Source organism: Heliobacterium mobile (assembly GCF_009720735.1).
Lineage (GTDB): Bacteria > Bacillota > Desulfitobacteriia > Heliobacteriales > Heliobacteriaceae > Heliobacterium > Heliobacterium mobile.
On the sequence record NZ_WNKU01000035.1, the window covers coordinates 12846 to 27194 of the forward strand.

At 46.3% G+C, this 14349-nt stretch carries 18 protein-coding genes; 16 read left to right on the top strand and 2 right to left on the bottom strand.

Features of this window, described 5'->3' with window-relative positions; genetic code table 11:
• Positions 1–65 precede the first annotated feature (65 nt).
• Together GJ688_RS17710 and GJ688_RS17715 are read left to right on the top strand one after the other, a co-directional pair.
• Entirely contained in the window at positions 66–842 is a 777-nt protein-coding gene (locus GJ688_RS17710; RefSeq protein ID WP_155477854.1) for a phage antirepressor KilAC domain-containing protein, read from the top strand.
• Positions 839–1792 carry a toprim domain-containing protein gene (locus GJ688_RS17715; protein WP_155477855.1) on the top strand — a complete coding sequence of 318 codons (954 nt, stop codon included), beginning with the start codon at positions 839–841 and terminating at the stop codon, positions 1790–1792. The genes GJ688_RS17710 and GJ688_RS17715 overlap by 4 nt, the downstream gene beginning before the upstream one ends.
• Here GJ688_RS17715 and GJ688_RS17720 read toward each other — a convergent pair.
• Positions 1786–2229, bottom strand: coding sequence for a hypothetical protein (locus GJ688_RS17720; protein ID WP_155477856.1), 444 nt, complete (start codon positions 2227–2229; stop codon positions 1786–1788). The genes GJ688_RS17715 and GJ688_RS17720 overlap by 7 nt on opposite strands.
• A gap of 29 nt (positions 2230–2258) precedes the next feature.
• Positions 2259–2672, bottom strand: a complete 414-nt coding sequence (locus GJ688_RS17725) for a helix-turn-helix domain-containing protein (RefSeq protein ID WP_155477857.1) — start codon at positions 2670–2672, stop codon at positions 2259–2261.
• 309 nt (positions 2673–2981) lie between these two features.
• On the opposite strand from GJ688_RS17725, the gene GJ688_RS17730 reads away from it, so the two are divergent.
• The 14 genes from GJ688_RS17730 to GJ688_RS17800 all read left to right on the top strand — a co-directional run bounded on the left by GJ688_RS17730 (position 2982) and on the right by GJ688_RS17800 (position 14335).
• Positions 2982–3587 carry a hypothetical protein gene (locus GJ688_RS17730; RefSeq protein ID WP_155477858.1) on the top strand — a complete coding sequence of 202 codons (606 nt, stop codon included), beginning with the start codon at positions 2982–2984 and terminating at the stop codon, positions 3585–3587.
• Positions 3588–3687: 100 nt separating this feature from the next.
• A complete protein-coding gene (locus GJ688_RS17735) occupies positions 3688–4374 on the top strand; it encodes a hypothetical protein (protein WP_155477859.1) in 687 nt (228 codons plus the stop codon).
• Between the two features lie 57 nt (positions 4375–4431).
• Positions 4432–6690: a DNA polymerase gene (locus GJ688_RS17740; protein ID WP_155477860.1), complete on the top strand. Its 2259-nt coding sequence runs from the start codon at positions 4432–4434 to the stop codon at positions 6688–6690.
• Positions 6669–7604 carry a hypothetical protein gene (locus tag GJ688_RS17745; protein WP_155477861.1) on the top strand — a complete coding sequence of 312 codons (936 nt, stop codon included), beginning with the start codon at positions 6669–6671 and terminating at the stop codon, positions 7602–7604. The genes GJ688_RS17740 and GJ688_RS17745 overlap by 22 nt, the downstream gene beginning before the upstream one ends.
• A complete protein-coding gene (locus GJ688_RS17750) occupies positions 7604–7936 on the top strand; it encodes a PDDEXK family nuclease (protein ID WP_155477862.1) in 333 nt (110 codons plus the stop codon). The genes GJ688_RS17745 and GJ688_RS17750 overlap by 1 nt, the downstream gene beginning before the upstream one ends.
• Positions 7936–8388 (top strand): 4Fe-4S single cluster domain-containing protein, encoded by a 453-nt coding sequence (locus GJ688_RS17755; protein ID WP_155477863.1) that lies wholly within the window; start codon positions 7936–7938, stop codon positions 8386–8388. The genes GJ688_RS17750 and GJ688_RS17755 overlap by 1 nt, the downstream gene beginning before the upstream one ends.
• Positions 8385–10295, top strand: a complete 1911-nt coding sequence (locus GJ688_RS17760; RefSeq protein WP_155477864.1) for an anaerobic ribonucleoside-triphosphate reductase — start codon at positions 8385–8387, stop codon at positions 10293–10295. The genes GJ688_RS17755 and GJ688_RS17760 overlap by 4 nt, the downstream gene beginning before the upstream one ends.
• A 23-nt stretch (positions 10296–10318) precedes the next feature.
• Entirely contained in the window at positions 10319–10540 is a 222-nt protein-coding gene (locus GJ688_RS17765; protein WP_155477865.1) for a hypothetical protein, read from the top strand.
• Positions 10527–11438, top strand: coding sequence for an FAD-dependent thymidylate synthase (locus GJ688_RS17770; RefSeq protein ID WP_207708839.1), 912 nt, complete (start codon positions 10527–10529; stop codon positions 11436–11438). Before GJ688_RS17765 ends, GJ688_RS17770 begins: the two co-directional genes overlap by 14 nt.
• A 263-nt stretch (positions 11439–11701) precedes the next feature.
• Positions 11702–12862 (top strand): DNA-methyltransferase, encoded by a 1161-nt coding sequence (locus GJ688_RS17780; protein ID WP_155477868.1) that lies wholly within the window; start codon positions 11702–11704, stop codon positions 12860–12862.
• Positions 12862–13077, top strand: coding sequence for a hypothetical protein (locus tag GJ688_RS17785; protein WP_155477869.1), 216 nt, complete (start codon positions 12862–12864; stop codon positions 13075–13077). Before GJ688_RS17780 ends, GJ688_RS17785 begins: the two co-directional genes overlap by 1 nt.
• Positions 13077–13613 (top strand): AAA family ATPase, encoded by a 537-nt coding sequence (locus tag GJ688_RS17790; protein WP_155477870.1) that lies wholly within the window; start codon positions 13077–13079, stop codon positions 13611–13613. The genes GJ688_RS17785 and GJ688_RS17790 overlap by 1 nt, the downstream gene beginning before the upstream one ends.
• A gap of 57 nt (positions 13614–13670) precedes the next feature.
• A complete protein-coding gene (locus tag GJ688_RS17795) occupies positions 13671–13967 on the top strand; it encodes a sigma factor-like helix-turn-helix DNA-binding protein (protein ID WP_235911080.1) in 297 nt (98 codons plus the stop codon).
• Positions 13967–14335: a hypothetical protein gene (locus tag GJ688_RS17800; RefSeq protein ID WP_207708840.1), complete on the top strand. Its 369-nt coding sequence runs from the start codon at positions 13967–13969 to the stop codon at positions 14333–14335. The genes GJ688_RS17795 and GJ688_RS17800 overlap by 1 nt, the downstream gene beginning before the upstream one ends.
• Positions 14336–14349 lie beyond the last annotated feature (14 nt).

A 14349-nucleotide genomic window follows, 5' to 3' on the forward strand; every position in this document is an offset into this window, starting at 1 on the left:
TAAACTAGCTATTGCGATATTACGCATAACAGCGAAATCGCAATTAATCAGATTGGAGGAAACGCATGCAGAACAATCTTCAGGTCATTAAAAAAGATGGGGTCAGGGTATTAACCACATCTCAACTTGCAGAAGTTTACGAAACCAGTAATCAGAAAATCCGCCAAAACTTCTCGAATAATCGGGAACGTTACGAACAAGGGAAACACTTCTTCGCTCTTGAAGGAACCGAAAAGATGGAATTCATTAACCTGTCGAAAATTTCGACAGGTTCACGAAATGCGAAAGTGCTCCATCTATGGACAGAAAAAGGTGCATTGCTGATTGCGAAGTCATTGAATACCGAACAGGCATGGAATGCTTACAGTTGGTTGGTCGATGAATACTACCGAATCAAAGAAGAACAGGATTATCCGACGAAAGGTTCTTTACAACTACCTGAAACTTATGCAGAAGCCCTTCGATGTTTAGCCGATACCTGGGAAGAAAAACAAGCCTTACAAATTCAACTTAATCATGCGACTCCGAAGATTGAGGCGTTTGATAAATTCATAGATGCTAAAAATCTACAGTCGATGAATGAAGTGGCCAAGTGCTTAGGTGTCGGACGGAACTGGTTGTTCAAGACGTTACGAGATTGCAAAATTCTTTTAATTCACGGGAATAGCAATGTCCCTTATCAGCGATATATCGACGCAGGGTATTTCATCGTCAAAGAAAACACAATTACTCACTTCGGATTTGAAATAAATACAGCGACAACATGGGTCACGGCAAAAGGTGTAGACTTCATCTATCACACATTAAAAAAACACGGGCTGCTAAAGCAATACGTGTCATGATTACGGTTCACGGTTTTATGTTCGATGTCGATGTGGTTTCAGAATTACAGTTTTATGATTGGGTGCAACCACGTTGGGTTCACAATAGATTATTGGCATGTTCACCTTTTCGGCCTGAAAGGCATCCATCATTTGCTGTTCGTTTAGATACGGGCGTATGGATTGATAGCGGTAGTGATGATGAAACCTGGCGCAAAGGAAGTTTTGTCAAGCTTCTTTCATATCTCCGAAATGAGACGATACCAGAAACCGAAGAATACCTGCTCTCCAAGTATTTTCAATATTTGAACTCAGACAGCCTTGAACTTTCGTTCTCACTAGCCTTGGTTCCGGGCCAAAGGAATTACCTGTCACCGGATGTTTTGAAACCGTTTATGTACCGCCATCCGTATTTGTTAAAGGAAAGAGGAATTGAAGAAGATTCCCAACGTATGTTTCGAATTGGATACTCCAAATCGTCCAAAGCCATTACCCTTCCTTGGTTTAATAAAACCGGACGTTTAGTAAATGTCAAGTTTCGTAGCGTAACGGATAAACGGTTTTGGTATCACCGTAAGGGACTACCTGTACGAGATTATTTATACGGACTGCAACTGGTCCATCAAAGAAAAGAACAAATTGCTTTTCTGGTTGAAAGCGAAATTGATGCGATTACACTGTGGCAGGCTGGATATGCGGCGGTAGCTCTAGGTGGAGCGAATATGTCATCACGGCAACGTGAATTATTGATTCATTCACCGGTCGAAGAACTTGTTATCGCTACCGATAATGATCAGGCGGGAGCACGAATCGCTGAAAGTGTCGCGAATGAACTCAATGGCTTAATGTTTATCAAGAAGATTAATTTACCTTCTTATGCAAAGGACGTTAATGATGTGAGCTCCGATGATTTGCATAATATTTGTTCTCGCTATACCGACCCAATCCAAAGTTTTTTGCCATTTCACTGAGGCTCCACTACAGAAAAAGCAAAATAAAGGCCAAGCAGGATTAAGATAACAAATGTAGTTACGATATAATTCACAACTCGTTTTGTACGATGAACACTCTTTGGAGCCATTGTTTTATCCGGCTTGAGTAAGTATCGATGATACAGAGCAATGACTTCAATAACCTCTGATACCGTTTTCGGATCGATAAGTGCTTCTTTCCCATGTTCACCAGGAATTGCTAAGAAAGAAAGATTTTCATGAAGCTTAACCGTTTGTTCTTTAAACTCGACGGAACGTTTAATTCGAAGAAAAATCCAAGCGTAATAAACGGTTGCAAAGGCAAGCCCGATGAGAAACCCTGTGCCTACAGACATGATTCCTTTAATTTGGACAGCAGTCTCCCATCCGAGGTTGAGGCTAAGGAAACGAAAAAAAGAATCGGCTAAACTGATCACAGTAAAACACTCCTAAAGTGTTTTAACAATTAGTTTTTCCGATTCGCAATATGTTTATACAGATTATGCAAGTAATCATATAAATCTTGTTTCATATCTTCCGGAATTCCGTCACTCCGACCAATGTCAGCTAACGTTTTTAGGAGCAAAGGGTTATCTTCAAAAACCCGTCTAGCAGCCATCGGAACTTTCCCAAATTTAGCAAACAAAAAATCTTCGTCGATATCGTAATAATCGGCAAGTTGTCGAACTAAATGATCGCTGGGTACCTTTTGTCCACGTTCTATTTCAGAAAGATAGGTAACACTGACTCCGCCAATTTCCTTACCCAATTCAGCCAATGTTATTCCTTTTTCTTTTCTCATTTCTTTCAATAAATCTCCAGTCTCCATGTTTCTGGAAAGTTCTTCTATGCGCTCCTGTCGATTTTCTTCCATATTCATGAATATCCTCCATAAGGAGTAAGATACCTCTCGCTGTAAAACAAAGTTTACGACGTTATTTTGCCTTGTTTCTTCTCAAAAGACATGAAAAAATTAAATTTTGTACTTTTTCTTTATTTTAAGTTAAAGTTAATAATTTCGTTAAAAATCTTAAACTTTTTTCAAGAAATCAAAAAAACGTTTTTTTTATCGTCAGATGAATTTAACGAAAAAAACCACGATTTTTCAAAAAAACTTCTTGAAAATAATTTCCAGTGAAAACAAAGTGTTTTAACCAAAAAACAATAAAACATTGAGGAGGAACGTATTTTGGGAGAAACAGAACTTAATCAAATGGATAAATTTGCCTTGGCATACGCACAGTCAGAGAAGGAAAGTTATTTCTCCACACTGTACGAGAAGGTAAAGCCTACCATTCAAAAGGAAGCAAAAGAGCGGAGCCTTCGATACCAAATTCCAGCCAGTGATTTTGAAAGCGTATTTTCCCAAGAGTTGTGGCGAGCCGCCCGTGACTTCAACGGTGAATCCCATATCATGCAGCGGCTATCCAGTTTCGCCAAACCGAAAGCCGCCAGCGTCGTTCGGTATCACTATGCAAAGAAGCGGACGCCAAATCGACTGGTCTCACTGGATAAACCGGTCGATGCCGAAGGAAACACCTTGAAGAACGCATTGGTGAGTCCATCCCAATTCGAGAACGACCTGATTGATGAACTAGAGATAAAAAAAATACTCGAAGGTTTTACCAAAACCCACGAGCATTACGGACAAATTATTAAGATGCTTTACCATGACTGCACCTTTGAGGAAATCGCATCTACCGTATTCGGTACCAGCGAATACGATGCGCGATGCCGAAAGGGGGTGCAGCGAGCCAAAGAATGCTTCAAAGCGTACTTGCAACGCGTTTCATAGCACTTCACCAGCTACCTAAACGGGTTGGCGCTTAGAATACATCTTGGCGTAATTATACCCGTACACAAAAATAAACGCAATTTATGGAGGTATGAAGTTGATGGGCGTAATTACAGCCAAAGGTAAAGATGCGAAAGAATCGGCAAACAAGAAAAATTCTCAAATCGATTTCAAGAAGGTCTATATCCGACTGAAAGATGGAGAGTCCGTTCGGGTTCGCATCCTTACTCCTGAAGACTATGTGGAATATCGAGCCCACGGTTCGTTTCAGCAGGGGATTTACACGCAGCCCTGTATTCAACCGGCTGGTCAAAAGTGTGCTCATTGTGAGGCCAGCCAATCCGGATTGGAAGAGTATGAGGGACTTCGTGCTCGAAAACGCTACCTCTTTGCTATGGCCGATTTAGATGAAGGCATGATTCGGGTCTTCGACGGTAGCCGAGGACAAGCTCAAGGCTTAATTGACACGATTGAAAATTACGCTGATCACCTAAAAGATCTCGCCTTTATTTTCAAGCGTACGGGTTCAAAGACCGATACGACCTATACCTTAAATCCGATTATCAAGTTGAAGGCAGATGACCGGGAGAAATTTGAACAGTTTTCCGAAACGACCGTTGAGGACGCCTTCTATGAAACGGTTCTCCAACCACGCACACGGCAACAGCAAATCGAGGAACTTCAAAAAGCCGGGTTCCCGGTAGAAACCCACTTCCGAAACGAGTGGATAGAAGCCGATGTAAAGCCGATTGAAGAGTCGAATGGCGATCCGGAAAACGTCTTTTAATGGAGGGCGATTCGCCTTCCATCTGATCCCAAGGGAGGGATACCGATCGATCTCACTATGACTGGCTTAAAGATTCAACAAAATGAGGATGTTCACCAACGGGTCCTTGACGCTCAGATGAAGAAAGCGTTAGCCCAACGCGAACCCACATGGGATGAGGTGTGGTTTACCGGTTGGGCGAAGCCAAGTGGCAAAAACCAGCCGGGCATCTTCCAAAGTAAGCTGAGTGGCTTGGACAAAGAACGACTGCACAAAGTTAAGCTCGCCATCGAGTCTGGTGAAATCAGCCGGGACGTAGAAAGCTTGAAAAAGTTTACCAAAGCGCACGCTTTACGATTATATAAGGTTTTACAAGATACGCGAAAACATTCCATTCTGCAGAAGATGGTCGACGAAACACCGGACAATTACCGGTTCATTCAAACCGAGGTACAGTTAGAACAGTTAGTCCAAGACCTTGCGGACGAAACGGTGATTGCCGTTGATACCGAAACAACAGGGTTGGATGTGTACAACGATATGATTGTCGGTATCTCCCTAACATTACCCAAAGCGGATTACCACGTTTATATTCCGGTGGCCCATAAGGTCGGAAAACAGTTGAATCGGCAAGTCGTCCTTAACGCATTAACGCCAATGCTCTCCAATCCAACGGTTGGCAAAGTGCTTCACAACGCCAAGTATGACATCCATATGTTGATTCGCCATGGCGTGCGGATGCGAGGATTAGTTCACGATACCCGAGTGGCGATGGCCTTGTTAAATGAGAACGAGCCGTCTTATGCCCTGAAGAACCTGGCCACGAAGTATGGCAGCAAATTTGGATTTGAAGATACCAGCCACACCTTTGATGAACTTTTTGGAAAAACCTGTTTTGATGAAGTGCCTTTAGATGTCGCTCTAGTCTATGCGGCGAAGGACACTCATTTAACCTGGAAGCTCTATGAGTGGCAACAGCAGCACCTTCAACGACTGGGTAAGTTGGAACGGCTCTACCGGGAACTGGAGAATCCGCTGATCGAAGTCTGTGTCGATATGGAACAGTGCGGGTTCCTTATCGACAAGAACTACGCTCAGCAGTATGGGGAGGAACTGCGAAGTGAAATCCGCCAATTGGAACAGTCCCTTACGGATCACTTCGGCGATATCAACTACAACTCGACCATCCAGTTGGCTCGGAAGCTGTACGATGAGTTGAAACTGCCTGAGGTTAATGCCCGGTCCACCGATGTGAAAACGCTGAAGGCTCTCAAAGATAAGCATCCAGGAATCGAGTATCTATTGAAATACCGGGAACTCACGAAGCTGCTCAGCACCTATGTCGAAGCATTGCCGGAACGGATTAAGCCCGATGGCCGGATTCACGGCTCCTTTAATCAGGTGGCCACCGTGACTGGCCGGTTCTCTAGCAACGAACCGAACCTGCAAAACCTGCCGATTAAGGCAAGGAAGCTGATTATCGCGCCACCCGGTAAACTGCTGATTGGCAGTGACTTTTCCCAGATCGAACCTCGGTTACTGGCCCATATCAGCGGCGATAAGCATCTTCAAGAGCCGTATTTGAACGGTCAGGATTTGTATTCCACGTTGGCTAGTAAGGTGTTTAAGAAGCCTATCGAAGAGTGCGGCGATGGGTCGAAGTACCGGAAGATGATGAAGGTTGGGCTTCTCGCGGTGATGTACGGTACGAGTATGCACACGCTATCGACCCAGCTGGAGATTACGGTAGACGAGGCCCACCAGTTTATTGGCGACTTCTTTAGAACCTACCCACAAGTCCATTCCTTCATTAAATATACACATGAGTTTGTTAAAGAAAATGAGTATGTGGAAACCCTGTACGGACGAAAACGAAGATTCCCAGGACATCGACAGAAAGCGAAGGTCTATGATTCCTTGGCAAAACAAATCTGTGAGATTCTCGGAGTGGATGAACTGCCTCTGAACGTATGGCGAAATAACGATATCCCTCGCGATCTCAAACGGAGATTCTATGACGTCAAAGGCGACGTCGAATCGGCTCGGCGGCAGAGTGTCAACGCCATTATTCAAGGGACGGCCGCTGATGTGATGAAGCGAGCGATGCTCAATCTTCATAAATATTGTACCGCGAGAGGCTGGACACTCTGCGGCACAGTTCATGACGAGGCATTGATGATTGTTGATGATACCGTTACCGAGTGTGATGTGAAGGAAATCGAGGCGTGCATGATCACAGCAGCTTCACTGACTGTACCGCTAAAAGTTGATACCGAAATCATGCAACGATGGGGCGAAGGGGTAAAGAAAGGGGAGTGGTTTGCATCGGCAGCTTAATCAATCGAGTTGGAGCAAAGGAACTCCGGCAGGAAGTTTTATATGATGCCAACGATCGTGGTAAAGCGTTGACCAATGCAATCCTTAAACATTTCGACGCGATTCATTCCATTGAGGAGCCGAACGATAGCGAGATCGAAAAGTATCTCCTTATGGATGAGCTGGATGGTTTGAATAGTGATACGAGCAAGTTGGGGTTCAGAAAAGGAGTTATTACCTTCTCGCCTTCATCGGCCTACAAATGTGAACGGGAACTTTATTTCAAAGTTAAAAAGGTCGAAGCCTCTTTTGTTGACCGATTTCCCTATCAAAGACGATGGTCCCGCAACGGTTCAGCAATTCACCGGGCCGTACAGCGAGATTTGCTTTATGCCGAGGCACATCTGGATGCTCCTCAGTTTACGGTGGTACGGACGAAAACCACCAACAGACCAGCATGGGAAAAGAACATCCGGCAGGTCAGGCAGTTTGAACACAACGGCCAGCGGTTCCAATTGTACGGTATGATGGATGGCGTCCTTCAATATCAACTGGATGGCACCAAGATTGGGCTGGAGTTTAAGACCAAGTCAACCACCCTTGGCGTTATCGGCGAATACAAGATGAAGGATGCTCAAGCGGATCACAAAGAGCAATGTGTGGCTTACTCGTTGTTATTTGGCCTTGATGAGTTCCTCATTGTGTATGAATCACTGGCGAAAGACAGCTGGACTAAAGGTGCAGAAGCGAAGCCTGATATGAGAGCCTTTTATTTGAAGGTAACCGATGAAGACCGCAATCGACTTCTGGATAAATTCGCAGCCGTGACTGGTATGTGCTACACCAATGAACTTCCTCGGGCCATGGTGGAGAAATGCTTCTTTTGCCTGTATAAGCCTCATTGCCATCAGGTGGGTAAAAAGGTGGCAGCGTAATGGGGCGCACGAATTATCAGCGGGGATATGAGATTGAACGAAAGATAGTTCATGAGTTGACCGAACGAGGATATCTAGTGGTGCGGTCTGCTGGTTCCCATTCCAAAGTCGATGTGCTCGGCATCAGCCGTAGACGCATCTTGGCCGTACAGTCCAAGCGAACCAAGCGGTTTTCTATGGCGGCATATCGGAAGGAGATTGCTGATATTCAGGCGACGATTAAAGACCACAACATTGATGAAGTGATTGACTTTGAGTTCTGGGTGTGGGTCGATAGGCAGGGTTTTCGTAAATGGAAGGTCACCATGGACAGCGTAACGGAGGTGGCGTAATGACCACGGTAAGGATCGCTGGATTCAATGACCTGAACACATCAGACGCTGACGGTATCGCCTTCAGTATCTTCTTCCAAGGCTGCCATCGACGGTGTCCCGGCTGCCACAATCCTGAACTCCAATCGTTTGACGGTGGGATGGAAATGGATACGGACGAGATTATCCATCAAATTCAAGCGAATAAGCGATTCTATGATGCTGTGGTCTTTGTTGGTGGAGAGCCGATGGACCAGCCTGATGCGTTGACAGCTTTGTTGGCAGCAGTGAGATCCATCGGACTAAGCACTTGGCTTTATACCGGCCACAACATTTTCTCGATTTCCGACGACATCATCGACCTATGTGACGTTATCATTGCCGGGGAATACCGTCAGGAATTACACACTAGTGGTTTCCCGGCCAGTTCCAATCAAATCATTGTGGACCGACGGAAGGAGAATGTGGCTTGAAGATATACCTTACTTTTGAGCCGGGATTCGATACACTCTATCAGAAGTTTGCCAAAGATCCTGTTGGACTAAAGATGTTGGAGTTGGAAGGAATCAGCCCAAATAAGGTCGATGTCGGACAGATGTCCCATGATTACTTCACCAAACGACTGGCAGATACCAGCGTTGATCAGAACGCTAATTCCAATGAGGAACTTTCCGCTAACAACTATCAGGCCGAAGTTACCAAAGGCATCTTGAAATTGGAAGGGTACTATCTGCTGTGGCGGTACAGTAAGAAACGCTTCGGCCTTCATCGAGCTAACAAACTGATATCGAGCATATGGCGGGGTGAGTTATATTGCCACGATAGCTCTGGGCAAGGGATTCAGATTCCGTACTGCTTCGCTTTTTCCACGGCAAACTTGATGATTGAGGGTCGGCCCTATGGGCAATTGCGAAGTCTGCCGCCCAAACGGTCGGACAGCTTCATGGCTCAAGTGACCGAAGTCGTGATGGACCTGAGTCAAGAGTTTGCCGGTGCAGTGGCTCCCGGTGATCTTATCATCAACCTTGCGTGGTATCTAAAACAGGAAGGACGCAATCCGGAAAACGCTGAGGACCAAGATTACATCGTCAACCTCTGGCAGAAGTTTGTTCACGTGGCCAATAACAAGTTTCGCACCAGCGGGCAGTCACCGTTTTCTAACGTATCCATCTTTGACCGTGAAAACGTAAAGAAGCTGTTCTCCGAATACCGCTACCCTGATGGCTCGGAAGTCGACGTGGAGTTCGTCATGCAAACCCAGAAAATCATCGCTGAGTTCTTTGCCAACGGAGATCCCGCGACCGGCCTGCCGTACCGCTTCCCGGTTATGACGGCTAACTTGTGTGTGGATGAGAACCGGCAGCCGCTAGACGAAGACTTCCTCGAATTTATCAGTCGGATTAACGTCAAGCTCGGTGTGCTGAATATCTACGCCAACGAGGGCTCCAAGATTGCAATGTGTTGCAGGTACGTCAATGACACCGAACGGATGAGCTACCGGGCCGACAGCTTCGGGAACGGCGGCCTCAACATCGGTTCCCATCGGGTGGTGACTATTAACTTCCCACGGCTGGCGTTAGATGCCCGAGATGAAAAGCATTTTTTCGAGCTGTTGGATCGTAGGGCGAGAATGGCGCGGGATCTGCTGTTGGTTCACCGGGAAGAAATACTGCGTCGACGGGTAGAAAAAGGCTTCCTCAAGTTTTTCAAACCACTCGGCTGGTTCTCGCTGGACATGCTGTTCTCTACCATCGGAATCCATGGTCAGTACGAGATGTGTGAGTTCATGGGGATGCCGATGGAGAGTGAAGCAGGGCAATCGTTCACCGAGAAAGTGCTGAAGAAGATGGAAGAATTCGCGGTGGCCTTTAGCCAAGAAACGGGATACTCCTTCAACACCGAGGAAATTCCAGCGGAAAGCACAGCCGTTACATTGGCGAAAAAGGACCGGCTGTTATATCGAAAACTACAGCCTTTTGAATTGTACTCGAACCAGTACGTTCCCTTGATTGCTGACATGGGCACAACCGATCGCATTCACTTGACTGGTCGTTTTATGAAGCACGTAAGCGGCGGGGGCATCCTGCACCTGAATGTTCAAGAACGGATAACCAACTCTATAATAATGAAGAAACTCATCCTGATTTCCTTATCGGAGGGAGTCGAACACTTTGCGATCAACTACGGGTTCGGGGTTTGCGCCAATGGGCATACGTCAATAGTCGGGACCGATAAGAACTGTCCAATCTGTGGAGAGCCGATTGTTGATTACATGACCCGAGTGATTGGATATTTCACTAAGGTATCTTCATGGGGCGATGTTCGGAAAAATTACGAGTATCCGAAACGGAAGTTCAATGAACTACAACAAGCAGGATAAGCGAATTTAGGAGGCAGTTGAAAATGGCTACAGATTTTGCGACTTTGTTTGCTCTGCGAGATGAGTTTTTATTTGCTGAAGAACTTCTTCGGAGCAAGGTATTTAATGACAAGCCCGATTCAAACGCTTTGGTAAAGGCGGATGTACTGGCATGGGTTGCCGAAAGAATTCAATACGCGATTGATGCCAACCTCGAATCAATTCGGGAAGAAAGAGAGTGGAGCAGAAAAAGTGAGTCGGTTTAATATTGATCGCAATCCAATTTGTTGGAATGAGCGTATCCACTTGGAACCAGAACGGCTTAACGACCTTTGTAACCTAGAGAATTTCATCAATGAAAACTTCGTTAAACAGGGATTCACGCCAGTCCAACATGGTCGAGTGATTGCATTGCGAGCCACCGACAAAGGCCGTAAATCCAGTGCCTTCGCTTCGGCCCTGTACCTTGGGAAGTACGATGATATGGGCAATACCGACCGCTTCTTACAAGGCATGGTCAAGGCTGGTCATTCCTATGAGCCCATCCGAGGCGAGACAGTAACCTTCCTTTATATAGGTGTGAGCAAGACGGCCTACGATCATCTCATCACCTACACCATACGAAACCGCCGTATCGCCGGTGGCTTCCGAGCGAACAAACCTTGGGGATTTGTGGTTCCTAATGAAGCAAAAGACCCGTGGCTATACCATCGAATGATGGAGGAGCAACTGGCTCGATGCGAACAGCTTCGAAAAGAGCACCCGGATGAATCACTACAAGCCATCCGTTCGTTATATCCCATTGGAGTGATGATGCCACCATTTATGCTGGATTTTTCCGAAGAAGCCTTGGTGAAGAACGTATTTAAGCAGCGCATCTGGGAACGAGGTGCTCAAGGGGAAACCCGCGATATCGTTAATTCAATGTTCGAGGCTATCCGCACACTGGACCCCGAGAAATGGGACACGTTGCAGGAATACCACGGCTCCCATATCGAGGGGCATAAACGGGCGATGCGCAAGTTACGGGAACAGCGGCCCACCCTCCGGCAACTTGTGGCTAAAAACAACAACGCCCAGGCCGACGTAATGGACCTGGACGTGTATGAGTTGCTCATGGATAACGTGGGGAAGTCGAAGACGATGTGGGATAAAGCAGGCTAATGTTATTTCATTATCTCAATGTTCTTTCGGATTTCTCGTAACTGTTGAAAAGTGATTTCACCTTTGGCGTATCTTCTTTTTGCAATATGTTCCGGAGAATTGTAGTTTTTATACGCAATGAATCCGCCGAACAAGAGCGAAAAAGGTATCCCCAGTATAATCAAAATATCAAGAATTGAAGTTTCAACACCTTTCATGGCTGGATTTAAATAATTATAACATGGTTTGCTTATTTTTCATAAATACAGACAGGAGGAACGCGTTTGAAACAAAATAATTTCGAAAATGCAGTACGCCAAGGTGATTGCCTTGATATTTTAAGTTTCATTCCCGATAACTCCATTGACTCCTGCGTGACCGATCCACCTTACGGTCTTTCGAAGGAACCGAATATCCGTGAGGTCCTATCAAAGTGGATGGCTGGTGAGGATTACAACCACCAGGCCAAAGGCTTCATGGGTAAGTCCTGGGACTCATTCGTCCCGGGACCCGCCATCTGGCGAGAGGTTCATCGCGTACTCAAACCCGGCGGCCACATCCTGTGTTTCTCAGGTACAAGAACACAAGATTTGATGACCATCGCTCTCCGTATGGCCGGTTTTGAAATCCGAGATGTCATTGAATGGCTATACACCAGTGGCTTCCCGAAAAGCATGGACGTAAGTAAAGCCTTCGATAAACGCGCAGGAGTGGAGCGTCACATCATTGGTGAACGGGAAGTTCCCGATAAGCGTAACGGCCACGGCAGGGCATATGGTTCGTCGCTGTTCGCCGGGGAACAGACGGGGAAAATCGTTCATTACATCACCGAGCCTATGACCGAACTGGCCAAGCAATGGGATGGATGGGGGACATCGATCAAGCCTGCACATGAGCCAGTAATAATGGCGAGAAAGCCGATGAGGGGCAACACTTGCGAGAATGTTGAACAGTACGGTACAGGTGCAATCAACATCAAAGACTGCCGAGTACCATCAGCTCAAACAGAAGAAGGCCGATTCCCGGCCAACTGTGTGACTACCGAAGACGATGAGTGGTACAGCCCATTCTTCAACATCACGCCCAAAGAAATCTCCAAGAAGTCTAGCAAGAAAGATCGCAACAGCGACTGGCAAGGTAACGTCATTGACCTCGAAGAACGGCGCACTTACCCCGGCACAGGACGTGGCGTGATCAACAGCAAGTACACCATGGACGGCCGTGAGCGTAAGCCGGTAAAAAGCCGTAACCATCACCCAACCGTAAAGCCGGTCGAACTAATGGCATGGTTGATTAAGCTTATCACCCCGTCGGGCGGCATCGTCCTCGACCCATTTGGGGGAAGTGGCAGCACAGCGGTTGCAGCCAGAAAGAACGGTTTCGACTTCATATTAATTGAACGTGAAGAGGACTATGCCGAAGTGGCAAGAGCGAGGGCGTGCTGATGGGAAAAGTGATTGATTACCGTAAGGCCCTGGTGTTGGCAGAAGGGGAGGCTAGGTTGTTCGTCACTTTTATGAACAATGTAGTTGCACAACGCAAAAAGCACCATTTTTCACAACAAGACATCGAGTATTATCAACGGTTGGCGAAAAGGCTCAACCTTCTCAAACAATGGGAAGCCATCGATAAACAACATTCTGAAAGGAAGATTGCATAATGAAAATTGCTTTAACAGGGAAGATGCGCTCCGGTAAAGATGCTGTAGCAGATTATTTGGTGAATCATTATGGCTTTAAGAAGTTCGCCTTTGGTGACGCCATTCGTAACCTCTGCAAAGAACTGTTCCCCAACGCCGATGAGGACGGTAAACCCCGTGCTTTGTACCAAGGCGTCGGACAGGCATTGCGAGACGTCGACCCCGATGTATGGGTGAACTATGTACTACGCCAAATCGAAAGGGAAACAGCCCCATACGATGATATCGTCATTACCGACCTACGCCAATGGAACGAATATTTCTCATTACTTGAAGCTGGTTTTGATATAGTAAAAATCAATTCCTCAGCGACCACACGGATTCAACGTATGAAGCGACTGGGTGAGCAGATTGATCTGGCTCAGTTTAACCATGAGACGGAAAAGTTCGTCGAGCAGATTGACGCGGACTTCGAGATTACTAACGAGGGTACTCTGAAAGAATTGCACTGCTTAATCGACAATGCTTTACTTCATATAAATGAGGAGGTGGCCTAACTGGGGAAAGTCATTGATTTCTCCGCAAAGGAACGGCGATTGGATGAGGCATATCCGTTGGATACCGAACGAGGAATCTATGCTTTGCTTACCCAGCTGCACCATGTCCGGGAATCCCGCTTCCTACGTGGCGATTATGATGCTAGTTTGTTGTTGCTGGATTTAGCGCAATCCATCGGAGAAGCAAAACTAACCCATCGACAGAAGCAAGCCTTAAAGTTGGTTTTCATTAACGACTTTATTCAAAAGGATGCTGCCCACTGGATGAATATCTCGCAACAGGCTGTCAGTGAGCATGTTCGATCGGCCATTCAACGGATCGCTCAGGTCAATGAAGAGAAAGAGGTGGCGTGATGGTTTTCACGGCAGAGGCCAATTATAAAGAGTCTTTCGCAAAAGCAGTGGCCCACCTGAGTACTCAGGACATGCCGGTTCAATGGCGGATTAAAGCAGTGGATGATCTGATCGAGGTGTATGTAAAACAGGTGGGGGAAGTGCCTGACGGAGATCAGTTGGAACGGCTGACAAATTACATTCTACGAGATTCAAAAAACCAGCCTGATAAAGTCAGCAACACTGAGTACCCGGTGTTCAGCGAATGGCAGCAAAAACATCGCTCTCGACGGGAAGTTCCACTGGAGTATGTCGGTGGGCTGCCTGTTGAAGCCAAACGAGTGGGAATTCGGTTGAAGCACCGACATAAACAAAAGAGGATCGCTTAACAGCGGTCCTCCTT